Raw genomic sequence first — 17,602 nt, forward strand, 5'->3', positions numbered from 1 at the left:
CTCAAAACAACAAACTGCGATCATAAAATTTCAGGCTTTTCACAGACTGAATCAATTGGACAGCCCCATAAAGTGAATCTGACGCGTCATCATATGTACAGTTTCGATTGTAGTCCTTCACCTGATGATTGTATCTGAGGTTATCTGCATTGAACAGAATATGACCCTTCTTCACTTCTGGCTCCAAGCTAATAATTCGTTCATGCTTCTGCCCCTTGGAATGCACGCTTTCTACGGGTGTATGTATATTCGCCTTCCATAACTCTTCTTCAAACTTTTGCTTCATATAACTCTGTGCCTGATTAACCTCAAAACCAAGCTTATCTACAGGGTAAAGCTTCAACTTCTCAATAGCCACTTGGAACAAATCATCCGGCAGAAGTTTATAAATATTTCTATCCACCACATACATCTGCTTTGTCTTTCGGTGCTGACCAATAATTGAAATAGCCGAATAGTCATTTTTCTTCCCGCCTTTAATCGCTGGATCGATGTACATAGCCATTTCCATATCCTCAAATTCAGGCAACCTGTCCCAATACATGAGATTCTGGAAGATGTACTCATCGGTTGAGCGCGGATCGTTCTGTAGCTCCTTATAAAATGTTTTCTCTCCCATCGCTTGCTTCTTGCACATCAAATAATAATAGTCCAGATACTCGCTCCACAGGATTTCCGTTCCCTTTAGCATTTCCTCCTCATTCACCATAAAAAAGGACAAAGCAGTATTGATCCTATCCTCGACTTGTAGATTATTATATTGTCGCTCCCACTCTGACCAAAGATCATCACGCTCTGAAAATTGAAGCACGGCTGCTTTACGAACACTTCGCACACCAGGGATTTTACCTTTGAGCAAATCGGCCATAATATCTTCTTCATTCAAAATGGTTCCACAGATCAGAATATTCGTATCCCTTGTGCCAATAGGTAAAATGACATCTGTAAATGTATTTTTAATTTGTTCTCGTTTGGCTTCGGATCGAGCCGTATCCTCCTTGAGCAAATCATCCATTAGAACCAAGGTAGGACGGTGATGCTTGTAATGGATACCTCGAAGTGAACCGTCAATCCCACGAATCATAATACATGAGTCCAGTCCACCTTTACTCTTGAGCCAGATCTCGTTATTGTTCCAGCGGCTCCCTTTACGAATACCGAAATCCTCAATCAGCATCTGATTGGTTTCCAGCTCATCTTTGATCATATCGAGGAAGGGCAATGCAATCTGCTCTGTTGCTGATATGATTAATGTATACTGTGATTTATCATATAAAGTTGCATACAGCGGAAATAAAAAGGAACTGATCGTGGACTTTCCATGCTCCCTAGGGAGGCCGAAAGCCGTAATCAGTCCAGTATGGGCAAGCATATGTCTTAATTCCGTGAATAGCTCTTGATGAAACTTGCCAAACGCTCGATCAAAATATTTAGGAAAATAAGCTAAAGCGAAAAACTCAATGTCCATCTCACCGATTAGCTTTCTTAATTCGGAGAAAGAGAACGTGTCGATCAATTGTTTCATTTTGGGCGGCTTGAAATGCTTCTCCATATACTGCTTCAGCAGCTCAGTCTGTCGCTGTTCTTCTTGTTTTATTGTTTCAATGGTACTAGCTCCTTTCTCAAATTCACTATAAAATCATCACAAAAATTTCTGCACCCTTTGCTGGCAGCTCCGTTTATCTACATAGAAGTACCCCTCCCTCCACGACAAAAAGAGTGGCTTCTCACCACTCGATATTTGCCAAAGCTTCAACCATATCCTGCTGTGTTGTTAGTGTATAGATATTGGTGGTCGCTACGTGATCATGTCCAAGGATTTGCTGGATAGTCGTCAATGGAGTCGTTTTTACCAACTTATAGCCAAGTGTATGTCTGAGCATATGGGGTGTGACCTTCACATTGATCCGATCCCCGTATTTGTTCAAAATCAGGTTGATCGCATTTCGTTCCAATGCTCCACGCTGGCCAATACATAAATATTCTGATTCACTGTGTGGTCTGACTTCAAGATACCAAGAAATGGCTTTTCGTACATCCTTATTCAATGGTATGGTACGAAAGGAGTTCCCCTTGCCGAGTACCTTCAATAATCCTTTGCGTTCGCTTATTTCTATATCCTTCAGCTTGATACCAACCAATTCGCTTACCCGTATCCCTGTACCCAGCAGCAATTCAATCATACAGATATGCATCCGATTGCCCATCCGGTGAATTTCATTTCTCAGCTTCCACAAATCCTTTTCCGCTAACCCTTTGTATTGGCGAACGACCTTGTTCCTGACCGCTTCGATATGTACTTCTTCCTTTATATAGCCTTGTTGATGCATCCACTGTGCAAAAACATTGATACTGGCGATCTTACGGTTAATGGTCAGTATTGCTTGGTTGGTGCTTTGCAGATATTTCTTGTATTCTACGCTATCCAGTTTAATCCACTTGTCCAGTCCATATTCCGTTTTCCTTTGATACCAGGTTATAAACTGCAATACATCCCTAATATAGCAGGAAACCGTGTTCTCGCTCCGATCCTTGCTCCGTAAATGTGCTTCAAACCCTTGAATATACTCCATATTCGCCCCACCCTTCGCTTGTGTGTCACATCATACCGTTGATGCGAGAGAAAGTCCACTGATTGCATAACTTATCTTATGCACTGAATTTGGGTAATTTACAGGCTAATTCAGGGCTAAAACTGGCGTTTATCTATGAAAATACTGACGGCATAACGTTATGACTGTGAATCATCTGGCTCTATGTATCCTTCCTCCATCTCAACTGATTCCTCAATAGCTTCATAGTCGGCATCTACTACATCCGCTTCAATCATATCCAAAAATAGCTGCTTCCGTTCCTGTTCCAGTGCCTTCGTATTAACCACCAGCTCACGTCGATCATTCCACTCGTTAGGTGAACGGTTCTTTAAGTAGAAAATCATCGCTGTCGGATTGGGAGGCTGATATCGTTTCACTTTCTCGATACGCGTCTTCTTTTTTCCATTTTTGTCCTCTTCAACTATTGTTTTAATTTCCTCATACGAAAAACCAGTTGCTGCTTTTAAAAGTGAATTTTCTACGTGGGATATAGGGACAGATTTGCTCCATTTGACTAGTTCAGCCAGCATCGGATGTTTATCTATATACTCGTACCAAGTCGTTTTACCTATATCGAGTTTCTTGATGATGTCCTCTGCATTCACTCCTTCTTCGAACCATTGCTGAATCTCCGTGAGTCTAGGATATACATGTGTTTCCCACTTGGTTGGACGTTCCAATGCTTCCGCAAATTTGGGATGTTTTCTACGGTAGTCGCCTAATGTCCAAATATGAATATTTAGTCGTTTAGCAATCTCCTCATCTGTGGCTCCTTCACGTACCCAAACGGGAATATCCCTGAGTCTTGGCACAACAAATTGATCATACTTGGTCAGTATCTTTGGCTTATTCCTTTTTGGTTTTTCATTATATTTACTCATCTTATGCTTACCTCCAGCATGAAAAAAGGGAACAGACTATAATAGCCCATTCCCCATATGTATCAGCTTAACTTTCTAACTCAGCCTCGTAAAACAACTCGATATCCTCAATCACCTTCTGAACCAACTCATTGTCCTCACGCGCTTCCTCAGTTCCTAGCACATTTACCTTTTCGGCTTGCATGCCCTTCAGGAATCGAATCACCATATTCACTTTTGCCTTACCCAATTCAATCACCCTTTCGGTTTAGTCAGCACATGATACCTCTGACTTTGCCGACTCAGCAACAACTTCTTGGTAACTATACTGTATACCATCTCGAATCAGATATACGCCGTTATCGCTGCCAACGTGGGCGATATATCGCTTCACAATCACATCTACATATTTGGGATCAAGCTCACTCGTATGGCAAATCCGATCCGTTTCCTCACAAGCAATCAACGCTGAACCTGAACCACCGAATGGATCAAATACGATATCGCCAAGCTTACTTGAATTTTTAATTGGGTAGCTAATCAAGGAAATCGGCTTCATGGTGGGATGGTATTCATTGCGGAAGGGACGATCAAATTGCCATAATGTCGTTTGCTTACGATCACTATTCCAATAGTGTCCACTTGTCGGCTTCCAACCGTACAATACAGGTTCGTGCATCCAGTGATAATCACTTCTGCCCATAACCATCGCTTGTTTAGCCCATATGCAACACTGGGCCAGTTTGAATCCTGCTTCAATGAATGCCTTCCTAAAATTCAAACCTTCACTATCTGCGTGGAACACATAAATACTTGCTCCGTCATCAGCTACTTCAAACATTCGAGTATGAGCTGCCGATAGGAAATTATAAAATTGATTATTGTCCATTTTATCGTTCTCTATTTTCAATGCATCCTTCGTCTTGCCCGTATAGTCCACATTGTAGGGTGGATCGGTTACAATAAGCTGTGCCTTCTTACCATCCATCAATCTCGTAATATCCTGTGGATTAGTCGAGTCACCGCAGATGAGCCTATTCTTCCCAAGTAGCCAAATGTCACCTTTTCGAGTTACCGGATGCTCAGGTAATGCTTCTTCTACATTAAAATCATCCTCATCATCGGCTGTATCTTCATGTAATGTATCCAGCAACTTCTCCGCTTCAGACCAATCAAAGCCCGTTAGCTCAATATTATACTCTGCTTCCTTTAACTCATCTAATAATGCAGCCAGTGCGTCAAAGTCCCACTCCCCTGTAATTTTGTTGAGCGCTATGTTCAGGGCTTTCTCTTTCGACTTATTCACATCGACTATGACACAATCGACTTCATCGTATCCGAGTGCCTTTAACACTTTGGCACGTTGGTGGCCTCCTACAATGGTATAATCACTATTACAAATAATCGGTTCACAATAACCGAATTCGATGACGCTATTCCTGATCTTTTCAAACTCTGGGTCACCCGCTTTTAAATCCTTCCTTGGATTATATTCCGCATGTACCAGTTGATCGATCTTCAATTTCATCCATTTCATTTATAAAACTCTCTCCTTTATGTCTACAGCTTTCTCATTATTTCTGGTGTTTTTTATGTATGGTATCAGAGTTTCTACGTTTACGAATTTGATTTCCAATCCACTTGATTCCCCTTTCTACCTTTATTTTCAAAAAGGCTGCAATCCACATCCAGATGCAAAACACACCAATTGCAGTAACAAATCTTAATATTTCTATGATTATTGCTTGTAACATTAATAACAATCTTGTTGCTCCTCTCCAAAATGAAAAGGAACCCTAGCCAATAGCCAGAGTTCCCGTGTATAATATGTACTTTAAATTTTCAACATTGTGTCACGTGACACACTTTACTCTTTGTTGGTTCAAGTCCTCACTCATATAGTTTAAAATTCCACAAATCATAGTCCAATTCACCAAGATAAATTTGAATATGAAATTGAAAATCTTGAAGCGGTAATCCTAGACAATAATATGATTCTGACTACATGTATGAATCCTGCTGAATCTATGTATGATCTATATGTGGGATAGGGGAAACTCAAAACCGCGATAAAACCACTTCGCTATGCTTCGTAAACGGTAGTATCGCCTGCCGCCGTTTCCCCTCCCACACCCAACCCCTTTGCGGCTTATTAAGTTCACATTCGCAACTCCAATCATCCTTTACTCTAAAATTCATGGCTGGACTTATCCATCAATTCCTCTCTACGGGCTGACAAGCCCATATACAAACATGTTTCCTATTCTCCATCAGCTTGTTTCCAATTTTATAACGCCAGATTCCTATCTTCACTTCAATTTCTCCAGTATAATAGCTGATTTTTAAAAGCTGTTTCCATGTTTCCAGTTTTGAACACTCCTGATGACATATAACACTCCTCACCAGCACATAATATTCGATCAAATATTATTATATGTATTCTCTCAAGAGTTAAAAAAACAGGAAACATGGAAACAAACTCATGATTCTCTATGTAAACAAACTATTTTTCCGTTTCCAATTGTATGCAAAACAGAAAACGAACAGGAAACAGATGCTGCAAACAGGAAACATTATATTTTGATACCAAACCAAAAGGGAACTGAGCTGCCACTTGTTGTTCTAGCTTTCCTCTGATACACCTTATCCTTAAGTTTTTCTTTGATATGCTTATTAAATTTAGTCGTCGTTTCAGGTTTAAATCCACCTTGCTTACACCATGCAGCATACTTCGCATATAACCTTTTACATTCGATTCGGCTTTCATGTTGTTTTGAAGCTTCACTTTCGATTTGACATTCTTCATCTATGAATAGCATAATGACATCCGATTCCATTTGATACGTTTTAACTTGGTCCTTAATCGTTTGTGAATACGAAAATCCACCTTGTTGTTCGAGTCGTCTTAAACCTTCAAGCGCATAATTCAATAATGTCGATAAAGCGGATGGAGTCGTCAGTTTATGAATTAGTTTCGTATCCTTTTGTTGATCTGTAAATTTACGAGTAAAAGGAAACACCATCAGTCTTCTAAAAAATCCATCACTGTTGTCATTACTTTTTGGCAATTCATTTGCACTAAATAACAGTTTACAAAACGGCTCAGAGTTAAAGGGATCTTTCCCCTTTTTCTCGGCATTTAATCCTTCACCACTGGCAAGTACCTTGAGGTTCCCCGTAGAGTTCAATGCATCCGCAGGGATATCTGTAAAGCAATTCAGCACTTTTCCATAAAGTTCAGCAATTTTAAACCTTGATCTGTCTCCTTCTAAATCTTGAATTTTAACTTTGGATATATTCGCTTTGCCTATCATCGCTTCAATCGTTTTAATCAATACCGATTTCCCGTTGCTTCCCGTACCTGTGAATAAAAATATTTTTTCATACTCCAAGGTAGGAATCAGAAAATAGCCGATCATTTCAAACAATGTTGCATGCGTATCCTGTTCCAGCACAGATTCGATAAACTTAAGCATGACAGGGTCATTGGCCGTAGGATCATATAGGACAGGAAATTGAATAGTGCTCCGTCTATCAGGCGTATGCTCCCTTAACTCTCCCGTTTTCCAATTCAACAAACCGTTTTTCACATTAATATAGTCGTCCAACAGATTAATTTCTGTTCCTGCAATATAACTTTGGGCCTCTATGTAGTAACGTGCTTCCTTAATCCGACTATGGCGGAACTCATTGTCCAGCAGGGTAACGGATAATTGCTCCAGGTGACGCTCACCATCATTGACATATACCCCCTGATCATACCGATACAAAAACGTACCATCAAAAAAACATTTCATATGCTGATCTATAATATCTTTACCGTACCAGATAGGCTGGAATTTCTTCTGATTCCCATTCATCTCAAAGTATTTCCTATAGTTAGGCTCAATCGAAGGCGGATTCTCCTCTGCCGACTTTTCGTCACCTTTGAACACATCTGAAATATCCAAATAAGATATAGGCTTAGAATTACTTTGACTCCGGTAATACTTTTCCTCGTGAGCTAACCAATCTATATATTGTTGGGCAATCCACTCTTGATATTCTGGATCATTCGCTTTTTGTTCTTCCTCTTCAATACGTGTTTGGAGATTCCAATACTCAAAACATTCAATTTCCTTCTTAAAGTATGCTCTCTCCGAATCGGTCATATATTTTTCATCCGTGTATGTCCACCACGTTTTGCCACCATTATACGAAAACTCTAACTCATAGGGAGAATATTCAAACTGTATCCGATACTGCTTATCCACATCTTCCTTGGTAATCGGCTTCCACATACCATCTATCCATGCTTCTACTTGCTTGCTATTCCTATTTTTCCGTACATCCACCTGTTTTCCATTAATGGTGAATTGGTCGGTATAATACTTGTGTTTATCATCGAGCTTCTCTAAAGCTGTTGTCATATTGTTATGATCCCCCTTATTAATAGATGTTATCGACTACCTGTTTAAATTCGTTATATTGCTCCATGACCTTCCTCAACGGAGGTGAATCCTTGAATATAAATACTTTCCGATTCGAATCCTTTAAATCAACTTTTTCATCCATTTTATGAAACCGATTAAACATTAACCATCCAGCCATTCGAGACTGGGTAATGACAATTGTATGGCTATCCATATTTGACCTCCTCATCTAAATAAGTGATTGGAATGTGAAAGGTGAATTCTCCCACATCCCTCTCTACCGGCTGACAAGCCGCATGGTTATGCTCGGAAGTCTGCTAGACAAGTGATGGAAGCCTTTGTTGTCTTTATAATTTGCTTAATGGTTATAGACTTGTTCATATAGCAATTGAGGATGGAATCTCCTGCTTTGCGAGCAATGCTCAATCCTTCAGCCACGCCAAGCCAGCCTCGGTCATCGAACAGAGTGTATGTCTGACCCACCATTTTCTCAGCTACTTCTTTGGGATTCCATGTCCTCTTTTCGCTGCTTACCAAAGAAATTTTGTAGTCCATGAGATCATCGAGCTTCGCATCCTGTTGTTTGAGGTACTTGTCAGGGATGCTCATATCCTTGCCTTCAGGCCATTGTAACGTGTAAGCTTCTCGTTTCATCACCGTGGCATAGTTATGGCCTAACCATTCAAAGGTATGTTCATCACTTTCTTTTGCCTGCTGGATATATACTTTATCTTTGTCCTCATAATGAAGCTGTACATTTTGCAGCATTCCTTCACTGGCGACCACCCAACAAAAGGAATAATTTTTATTCGATTTTTTCGCTTTGGAGTCCACGTAAGTCTTCCGAACAGCAGCCGTAGCCAGTAGAGAGGGACAATCGCATATGTGTTCTGCTGCCGCTTTCGTTTCCCGATATAGCTCTGCAAATTTGGCATCCACTTCTTTTCGCAATCGCTTCTGCTTCTCGTCTGATGCGAATGGATTCAGGCTTTGCTTCTCTTGCGTTAGCTCTCTATTTATTTGCAGGAACGTATCATAAGTTGTCTTTAACGCATTGATGGTTTGATCCACATACACTGTATCCAGGTCGAAATTTTGAAAGTACTGATAGATATTCTCAAACTGATGTTTCCGAATTTTCTGATCCGTATCGTCTATCATGATTCGGTTTATATATTTCTTAAATGAAAACATGGACTCGGCAAGCAGATCTAAAGCCGAGGTGTGCTTACGATCCTTGTTGTAGGTTTTTCCGTCTTTGAAAAATGTAAATTGTGGCTTCAACGTTCCAAACCGATATTGAATTACATCTGGAATGACAACTTGGTCGAACAGACCCGATTTGGAAGCATCTATACATAGGGCCTGCAAATGCTTCATGATCGCAATCGGAAACTTGTATTGCAATAACCCATCCTTCGCGTTAGCGATATTTTCAATCGTCGTATTAATATCGGTGATTTCTCCCGTTTTATCTTCAGAGTGAATAATAAAATCAATAACATTTGCCTTGTTCCATTCCTGTGAAGGAGCGGTGGATTTATCTGCATCGTTGACTTGTACCAGTGAATCGATTACATAGTCTGCTAGCGATACTCTAGCTTGAACGGGAAAACGTTCTGCAAAATGCTGCTGGATATTCTCATTCAACAGGTCAAGCAGATTTTTATCGTGGTGTTCACTTTCTTCGTTATTAACCTTGAAATTGTACTGCTGTAGGTATTCAATCTGAGTCTCTGCCAAGTTTAATTGTGTAGACAGAATCAGTAATTCATCGCCGTCCCTGTCTGCGCCGCCAAGACGATCTGGCTCTGTTCCCAAAGGAAGCTGCACAATATTATCGAGATGGCGAATAAACTCAGCATCCTCACCTTCATAATCTACGAATGTGGTTCGCGTGATTTCACTGAAGGACATGATCGGGTTCCTCGCAAATAGATTCTGACCTAATATCGCACCACCACAGTAACTCTGCTTGGCAGATAGAAACCCTGTATATTTCCATGTATGGTGATCCGCTGCTGCAGCGTAAGATAGAAACGCTAAAATATCTTGTGTCACATACAGATACTTGGCTTCAACATAAAACTTTCCCAAGCCCATTTCATCTATTTTATGATCGATTACTTCCTTGATCGTTTGCCTTACTTTATGGTCGAATGCCAATTTTTTATTAAGGTGTAGAGCATGGATGGCATCGCTACACTGTTTACCAATTCCATTATCTGAATTTTCCCGATACACCAAGTGCAAAAATGCTTGCAAATAGCGGAGATCTTCCCAATCTAGTTCCTCTTTGCGATAGATGCTTAATGCCTGATATATGAGATCGCCCTGCACATGGGATAAGCAAACGACATCTCTTGCTTGCAAATCAAGTGCCAACAACAACTGATACGATGACTTCCGGTATTGTTCATGTACTGGCTTGGCAATATTGGAGATCCCAATCGCATCATAGCCATACTCGATCAATTTAGACTGGTATGCGGATATCGAGGGAAATAACCAGGCTTTCTCCTCTGAACCGTCTGGCTTTTCTCCGACCACTTGCAGCTTCGCTTTAAAGGTAGACTCGGTGGTCAAGATATCAATTTTATCTACATCATGCCATGTTCCAAATATATCCTGAATCCGATTTACGTTATGCTTACGGAAATATCCATGAAAATCTACACAAGGAAAAAAGCCTTTGATTGCTGGCAAGCGTAATTGATAACCTGTAATCGTATAGTCTACCTGTAGGAAACGTTCCATTTGTTGTCCTAACTCTTTTGAGACCAAACCCATGCCATCAAATACATTTTCCATGACCGTATGATTTTTTACTTCTGCTAATTGCAAGCCCGTTGACCATGGTGTGATGGGGAGTTCTTTTTTCTCATAAAGCTCAGTCTGGTCGATAGTCCATACGGGAACCGAAACGCCATTTTTCTTTTCGACTTTCCATGCAGGCTTACTAAGGTGCTCTAAAGACACTCGTCTGCTATTCTCTTTTTTCCAGCGACCAGTCGTTTTGTACTGATCTCTATCGTTAGGTGCGATAGGAAGTTCAATTTTATGTTCTTTGACCTTTTGGCTGATTTTTTGGCGCTGCTTTTCATAGTGCTTTTCTTCTTCCATATAGGCTTGGAGCTTAGTGTACATGTCCTCTTCTTCGGGTGTACGATGATAAGGAAGAATCATCTCTACGTCTTCCGTTACGGGTATTTCTTTATCGGGGAGAATACAGATGGTTAGCTGCTTCATATCTACAGGGCAGAGATACACATCTGTCGTCATTAGGGCATTGCGCGTCAAGTTTTTAGATACGGTACATTGGGTCGGTTCAGTTCCAAGGGAAACATGTGCTTTCAACGCTTCAGCATATTTCTCCAGTACAAATAGCTGACGACATTCTTTGTTTTGAGCACCGGAAAGGACATTATCCAAAAATACATAGGTATGGCGAGCAATCTCTTGACCGTTTGACTTTGTATAGATGGCTGTAAAGCCCCTTTCCAGCAAACGTTTGAGTTTGTCATTATCCTCCTCACTACGTCCACGTCCCGTTTCGATGGTCATGATAGGGAGAATATTCTTCTTTTTTTTGATCGGCTTGCTGTCATTGGATTTTAAATCTGAAGTATTTTCATTCGTTATGTACTCTGGCGTAGCATCGAATTGCTTATTCATTATCTTTTCGTGCAGAATGTAATACATGAAGGTTTCACTTGCTTGTTTAGCATCTGCTAAAGTGTAGACCAGCGAAAATTGTCCGTTTCTCTCTACCACATCGCCAAGTTGATATTGCCATAGGTGGTATTGTCTTTTTTTGATCATATATCTTCCTCCGATATTATTATCGTCGATGCAGAACAAGTGTTCTCATATGCATTATATCGCATATACCTTCACTTTAAAAGACAACGATTGGACAAACTTTTTTAAAGAAGAAAAGATTTAAAAGGGAACAAGAAAGTCAAGGACAGATACTTATTATATAAACTAAATACAAGCCTTGAACATAATAATACCCAAAAACTTATTCAGAATTTCATAGATACTTACTTCGTTCAATTTTGTTGAATAAAGAAGAGATCGATGAACTTTCCAAGTCTTCCGTCAGCTTAAACTCAACATCATTATTGTTGCAACTTAGATTATCAACAAATGCTGTATTTATATTTATCACTTTCAAATAAATCTTCGTACGTTGCTTTGGTAAATCTCTGCTTCGGTTCAATTTAAATGCTTTTCAGGCCCAAAAGTGAAATTATAAAAAAATAACCTACCCACAATAAAATGAGGGCAGGCCTACTTTTTAAGCTAACTGAGTCAGTACTGGCTCCATATAGCTATCCAAAAACTCTTCTGTAATACCTTTTAATTTACGTCGTTTGAATAAGGCATACATTTCTTCAACTGCGCTATAAGGGAAAAATCTAGTGTTTAAGGATTGGAATTGAGGCCTGGATGCTTCTCTAAAAACCTTATCCCTATCCTCATCAGGAGCTACAATGACATAACGAGTTGGGAAGGGTGGTAATGCATCTTGTAGCCCTTTCATTCGTGTTAAACCACTTGTAACTCCTGTACTATGTTCAACTTCCATGACAGCTGGCATTAGCTTTCCATTTTTAAACCAAATACAATCAATAAGTAATGCCGCCTTTTGAGCATCATAAAAGTTCTGCATCACATTTTCTTCTTTTTTAAGCGAAGTAATAACATCTTCCATTTCCCCTATTTTTCGATTCTTATAAACAATGCCTTTATCATTTTGAGCAATCCATGTTTTAAAACCAAGATGTTGACCAATTTCAATAAGAGCTATTTGCATTTGGCAGTGTCTACGTTTCATCTCAATGTCTAATTCGGGAGTTTGAATCTCGTCTGGAAGAACTAATGCATCATAGACAATTTCAGTATTAGGAACTTCTGAAATAACTATATCCACTTCTGCTTTGACCATAACGTTTGGAGCATGAGGATTATCTGGACACCACATGATATGCTTATGACCAGGTTTAATCTTACTATTAGAACTAATGCTCTCAATACGACCTGGATAACAATAATAAAATTGAGGTGTGTGAGCAAGTAATGCTTCCAGAGCAGAACGAGTATTGTAGCTTCCACCAAATATTCTATCTACGTTGATTGGATGATTTGGAGCAAGTGTATTTGCTAACCTCCAAATCATTTGCATAGAAATAGATTCTTCTTTAGCATTATTCCAGGTCTCACCTTTATTAGGACGAATCCTTTGAATAACAATTGGTCCTTCTGGCTTAACCACATTAACAATTTTAATAAGTGTAGGGGTCTTGCTGTGAACGTAATTATATACACTGCTTTTTGGCAACATTCCAATTTCATGGACAAGGTTAGCTGCGGTTAGTCTACTCATTCTAATCCACCTTTAAAAAATCCAAAATAGTTTCTGCAATTCCTTTGGCTGCTTCATAAGGAACACCATTTCCCACTGTCTTGAATGCGTTTGATAACGTGATGGCTGGAGGTAATTCATATTCTTTCGGCAAGCTTTGTAGTGCTAATGCTTCAGCAACTGACAAGCGGCGAGCTTTATATGGATGTAGATGAACTTCATTGTTACCATACGCTACTGTTGGAGAGGGCCTCCATCGATGCAAACGCTTGTATGACTTTTTAGAATCATCCCCCTCTGGAATAACTAAAAATTTCGCCAGTCCTGCTCTTGGAGTGAAGTATTGATGAGCATTGGGATGATTTTCAACATCATTTTTTTTGAACCAATAATCAGCTGTCAATTCTTCACTAATACCTTCTGGTTTTTCACGCTCACCTTCTTCAAGAAATGGTTCCATTCCAGGCCAGGGCATAGCATTAATATCATCAATACGATATTTCAAATGTTCTTCCCAAGGGAAGATATCTGTTAGAGATTGACCTGCATCAAGCTTAATCCCTAGATTCTTTAATACACTTTTTTGAAAACCAATTAATATAATACGTTCACGCTGTTGAGGTGCACCATATTCAATTGAATTAATTAAACGTTCAGTTGTTAAATATCCGCATCTATGCAGTTTTGTTTTCATCTCTTCATAAAACGCTCGATGTTTGGTTGTTCGCCAAAGTCCTTTTACATTCTCAAACAAGAAAAAATCAGGCTTTTGTTTGCAAATTAAATCAATGTATGTTGCAGACAACCTACCGTTTTCACCTTCTTGACCTCTGTTTTTTCCAGCCACAGAAAAGTCAGGACAAGGAGGACCACCAATAAATCCAACTAAACGTTTTTCATTTTTTGTTCTATTAATTAATCTTGATAAAGACTCACTTTCAGCCTCTTGCTCAAACTCAGTTATGTCGCATAAATGATATCCAAGTTCAGGTTCTGGAATCCCCATAACTCTGCGTGAGTGTATATACGTCTCCATAAAAGGACGATGATACTCGTTTACGAACGCAACATTATATCCGGTTTTTTCAAACCCTAAATCCAAAAAACCTGCTCCGGAAAAAAATGAAAAGATAGTTGGTGCATTATCCATTGTTGTTTATCCTACCTCAAATCAAATTTAGACATTTCAAATCTTAAAATTCATTCTCTGCTTTCTTAACAACTAATAATAACAAAATAAAAAAGTATTGACTAGTAAGAACCAGCCAATACTTTAGTTACAACTATTAAAACAATACAAACTTAGGAAAAGCAATTATACCTTTTGGAACGATGCTACTCTTGCCCCTCATTAAATCTTTTAATCTTATTTCTGTAATCACTAAAAACAGCTTTTTTTAATAGAGCTTCCAAACTATCAACCATAATATATCTACTTTTTTATGTACTTCTTCTGTTAACATGGGCGCTTCCCTCAAAGTTGCTCTGTATCCAGACATGGTTCATCGAGCCGATATCAAAGTACATCTTACTTATGCTATGGAACAGTACAAAGGATAAGAACAAGTGAGTAAAGGCACAAACTGCCCCTGTCAGATGAAACCAAAAACAGATTCTATTTTGTTAGAATTATTGGATTTTTTTACATGATTATAGTATAAAAGAATTATGATTATTAGTCTATATGTACTACTTTCCTGTAGCTTATAGAACGTCGGAAGGAATTGATCGAATGTCAAATACACCCCAAGTCACCCATACAGCTAAGGCTAATTCAGCATACTGGGATAATTTACTCGTAAATCACGAAAAAATTTCAGAAATTTACTCAGATACCCAAAAAGCGGAAGCCGCTAAATCAGCGTTTATCGCTTACTTAAGTCCGGCAGATAAAGAAGGCCTCCAATCCATTCTTAAGCTGTCTGATTTTAAGGAGGAACAAAAATGGACTCGAAATCTAAAAGATAGCCCAGAATTTCTGAATTTACTCTTTTTAAAAGAATTTTTAAAGAGAAAGAAAAAAGCGGTAGAAGAAGTGTTCCGCTGTAAATTGCCGGACTATGCTACTCCGTCTATCTCTCCACTTACCAAACTGATTCATTTATTTTATGCCGATCCAAACTGGCTACTTGAGGTATTTGTTTTACACGAATGGAGGAATAAAATATCCGGTGATATTTATGTAGCGGGTAAAGATTTTCCTGATATAAGAAGCAAATTGAGTAGGGATTCTGTCTTTCAACAGCAGCTTGTCAATATCCTGTATAAAAATTCAGGTCATAGTAGCGAGTACAGAACGGTAGCCCACTGTGATATAGATAAAAAACATTCGATCTATCTCCTATACAAATTGATAAAAGACTCTAAAAGACCCGGCTATGACGAAAACAGGCGGATTAAAGACCGTGACCAAATTCTGTTCTCGTTAGACAACAGCAAGCATACACTGGAAATTAAGGCATCTTCTAGCGATGCAATTGGCGTAAAAAAATATTTTGATGAACAATTTAATACTATTCTTCGCAAAATGGAGAATAGCGTATTCAGTAATTATAATGTGGAAGATATTGTTCAGCTTTTTCGGGAAGGCACACCTGTCGGTGATGAAGAGCCTGATGATTTTTCCATCGAATCTATTACATTTTCCAACTCTTTGCTTATTAAATCACCCGATGTTATTTTACAGCTCAAAGGCAGTGACATCTGGCCTAGCGTTAATGATGCTTTTAATAGAGGTATTGTTGACTTGTACAGTCTTAAGGATATTAAGAAAATTGGTTTTCGTTCAGAGAAGCATTCCAAGTCCATTCGTTCAATTGTTCTCGAAGATGGGAATGTAATTTTCAAGCTTAATGACAGTAATTTAGATGATTCAACCAAAAATTCTATTAAAGAAAAATTTTTAAAGAAGTTTGGTTTTCCGCTCGATCAGCCTGTTCGGAATAAATTTGATGGTGGCGAAGCATTCAAAGTCGACCAGATTTTCAGATTCGCCAGCACCGATCCATTCACGCACGAGCATAAAAAAATATACGAAGAATTGAATGCACATCAATTAATCGTTGTTAATGAAGAAACCAGTTTTCATTGTTCAAATCCAACTTGTAGCTTTACCACTACAGATCGTACGGCACTTAAGGTGCTCTCCGTAGATGATGAGGAACAACAATTGATCTGTCCGGAATGTGATGAATCTATTAACCAATTTACTAATGAGGAATTGGTTCCAAAAGGAAAAAACATTGAAAATTATATTCATCAATTGATTAATACGTTCGTTAATCATCACCAAAGTTGTGATAATCCAACAACATCTACACAAACATTTAAAAAAAACAAGTATACCTTTAAGCGCTTTTTGTATAAGGACGAACCCTATCAAATACTGGTAACAGACAGTCTGTTACCTAAAAAGACCCTTGAATGGATAGAACGAAAATTGATTCCAACGATTATTATATGCTATGGAATTGACAAGCAGACAAGTGACCGCTATGCTATCGAAACTGTGGAACAAATTACATTTGGTGACATTTATGTTCAAAATAAATCCGGTCAATTCTTTAATTTAATGGAGAATTATCTCAAAGATTTGGAAAAGCGTACTCATCATATGGTTGTGACTGCTGCAATGAAAGCAACAAAAAAACTAACTTATATTGGTGATAAAACATCCACTCTAGAAGATATGTATGATGAAAACATGCTCGAAGATGATGCATTTACAATTATTAAACATCTTTTTCCGAATTCTGAGAAATGGGGGAAAGAATACACTGGTCATGCTGTTCCTGAAGGAATTTTTGCAATTCAATATAAGGAAAATAGCGGCTCCTTTTCTACCGAAATAAAACACGCATTCACTTATGATTGTAAATTCACATTAGAAAAATCCGGCTATAAGCTAGGATCTTCTGAAAATCGAAAAAGCCTGCATTATATAAATCAGTTAAACAGACTGGTTAATATTTCAGCTTATTGCACTTCAAGAGAAATAACTTCTCATATTTTTATTGGCAACAAATTTAGAGAGAAACAGGCACGAGCAATGGCTGAATTTTTACGTGAGGAGATTGTTAAAGGTCACCATACAAAACCAGTATTTATCAATTCCAGAGATTTGGCCTATTTATACGATCAATTTATTGCTAATAAAGATAAAATCGATAAAACACCTGATATTTTTTATAAACAAATCGCTGCCATATTTACAACAGATGATGTCATTATTACAAAAGAGTATATTGATGAACAGCTTGAAGATATCGAAATAGCTGCAGAAAGCTATCCGATTTTAAATACAACCAAACTTACAAAAAAATTAATTCGAAAAAAGTAACTGTTATCTCAAGTTAATAAATGATA

The 17,602-nt window shown here is 38.6% G+C and carries 11 protein-coding genes; 1 reads left to right on the plus strand and 10 read right to left on the minus strand.

Features of this window, described 5'->3' with window-relative positions; all coding sequences use genetic code 11:
- Position 1: 1 nt before the first annotated feature.
- The 10 genes from terL to ACQ4MX_RS09950 form a co-directional block, all read right to left on the minus strand.
- Positions 2–1,552: a phage terminase large subunit gene (terL, locus tag ACQ4MX_RS09905; protein ID WP_431090374.1), complete on the minus strand. Its 1,551-nt coding sequence runs from the start codon at positions 1,550–1,552 to the stop codon at positions 2–4.
- Between the two features lie 175 nt (positions 1,553–1,727).
- Complete coding sequence (locus tag ACQ4MX_RS09910; protein WP_431090375.1) at positions 1,728–2,573, minus strand: tyrosine-type recombinase/integrase; 846 nt, start codon at positions 2,571–2,573, stop codon at positions 1,728–1,730.
- 158 nt (positions 2,574–2,731) lie between these two features.
- Entirely contained in the window at positions 2,732–3,475 is a 744-nt protein-coding gene (locus ACQ4MX_RS09915; RefSeq protein WP_431090377.1) for a transposase, read from the minus strand.
- A 67-nt stretch (positions 3,476–3,542) separates the two neighbouring features.
- Positions 3,543–3,704 (minus strand): hypothetical protein, encoded by a 162-nt coding sequence (locus tag ACQ4MX_RS09920; protein WP_431090379.1) that lies wholly within the window; start codon positions 3,702–3,704, stop codon positions 3,543–3,545.
- 18 nt (positions 3,705–3,722) lie between these two features.
- A complete protein-coding gene (locus ACQ4MX_RS09925; RefSeq protein ID WP_431090380.1) occupies positions 3,723–4,991 on the minus strand; it encodes a site-specific DNA-methyltransferase in 1,269 nt (422 codons plus the stop codon).
- Between the two features lie 1,036 nt (positions 4,992–6,027).
- Complete coding sequence (locus ACQ4MX_RS09930; RefSeq protein WP_431090382.1) at positions 6,028–7,863, minus strand: DNA primase family protein; 1,836 nt, start codon at positions 7,861–7,863, stop codon at positions 6,028–6,030.
- Positions 7,864–7,882: 19 nt separating this feature from the next.
- Positions 7,883–8,080: a DUF5659 domain-containing protein gene (locus ACQ4MX_RS09935; protein WP_431090383.1), complete on the minus strand. Its 198-nt coding sequence runs from the start codon at positions 8,078–8,080 to the stop codon at positions 7,883–7,885.
- 86 nt (positions 8,081–8,166) lie between these two features.
- Complete coding sequence (locus ACQ4MX_RS09940) at positions 8,167–11,688, minus strand: hypothetical protein (RefSeq protein ID WP_431090384.1); 3,522 nt, start codon at positions 11,686–11,688, stop codon at positions 8,167–8,169.
- Between the two features lie 481 nt (positions 11,689–12,169).
- A complete protein-coding gene (locus ACQ4MX_RS09945; RefSeq protein ID WP_431090385.1) occupies positions 12,170–13,258 on the minus strand; it encodes a restriction endonuclease in 1,089 nt (362 codons plus the stop codon).
- Position 13,259: 1 nt separating this feature from the next.
- Positions 13,260–14,387, minus strand: a complete 1,128-nt coding sequence (locus ACQ4MX_RS09950; protein ID WP_431090386.1) for a DNA cytosine methyltransferase — start codon at positions 14,385–14,387, stop codon at positions 13,260–13,262.
- Positions 14,388–14,969: 582 nt separating this feature from the next.
- Between ACQ4MX_RS09950 and ACQ4MX_RS09955 the strand changes: the two genes are divergently transcribed.
- Positions 14,970–17,576 (plus strand): hypothetical protein, encoded by a 2,607-nt coding sequence (locus tag ACQ4MX_RS09955; RefSeq protein ID WP_431090387.1) that lies wholly within the window; start codon positions 14,970–14,972, stop codon positions 17,574–17,576.
- Positions 17,577–17,602: the final 26 nt, after the last annotated feature.

The organism is Paenibacillus sp. 8b26, assembly GCF_050626875.1.
Classification (GTDB): domain Bacteria; phylum Bacillota; class Bacilli; order Paenibacillales; family Paenibacillaceae; genus Paenibacillus.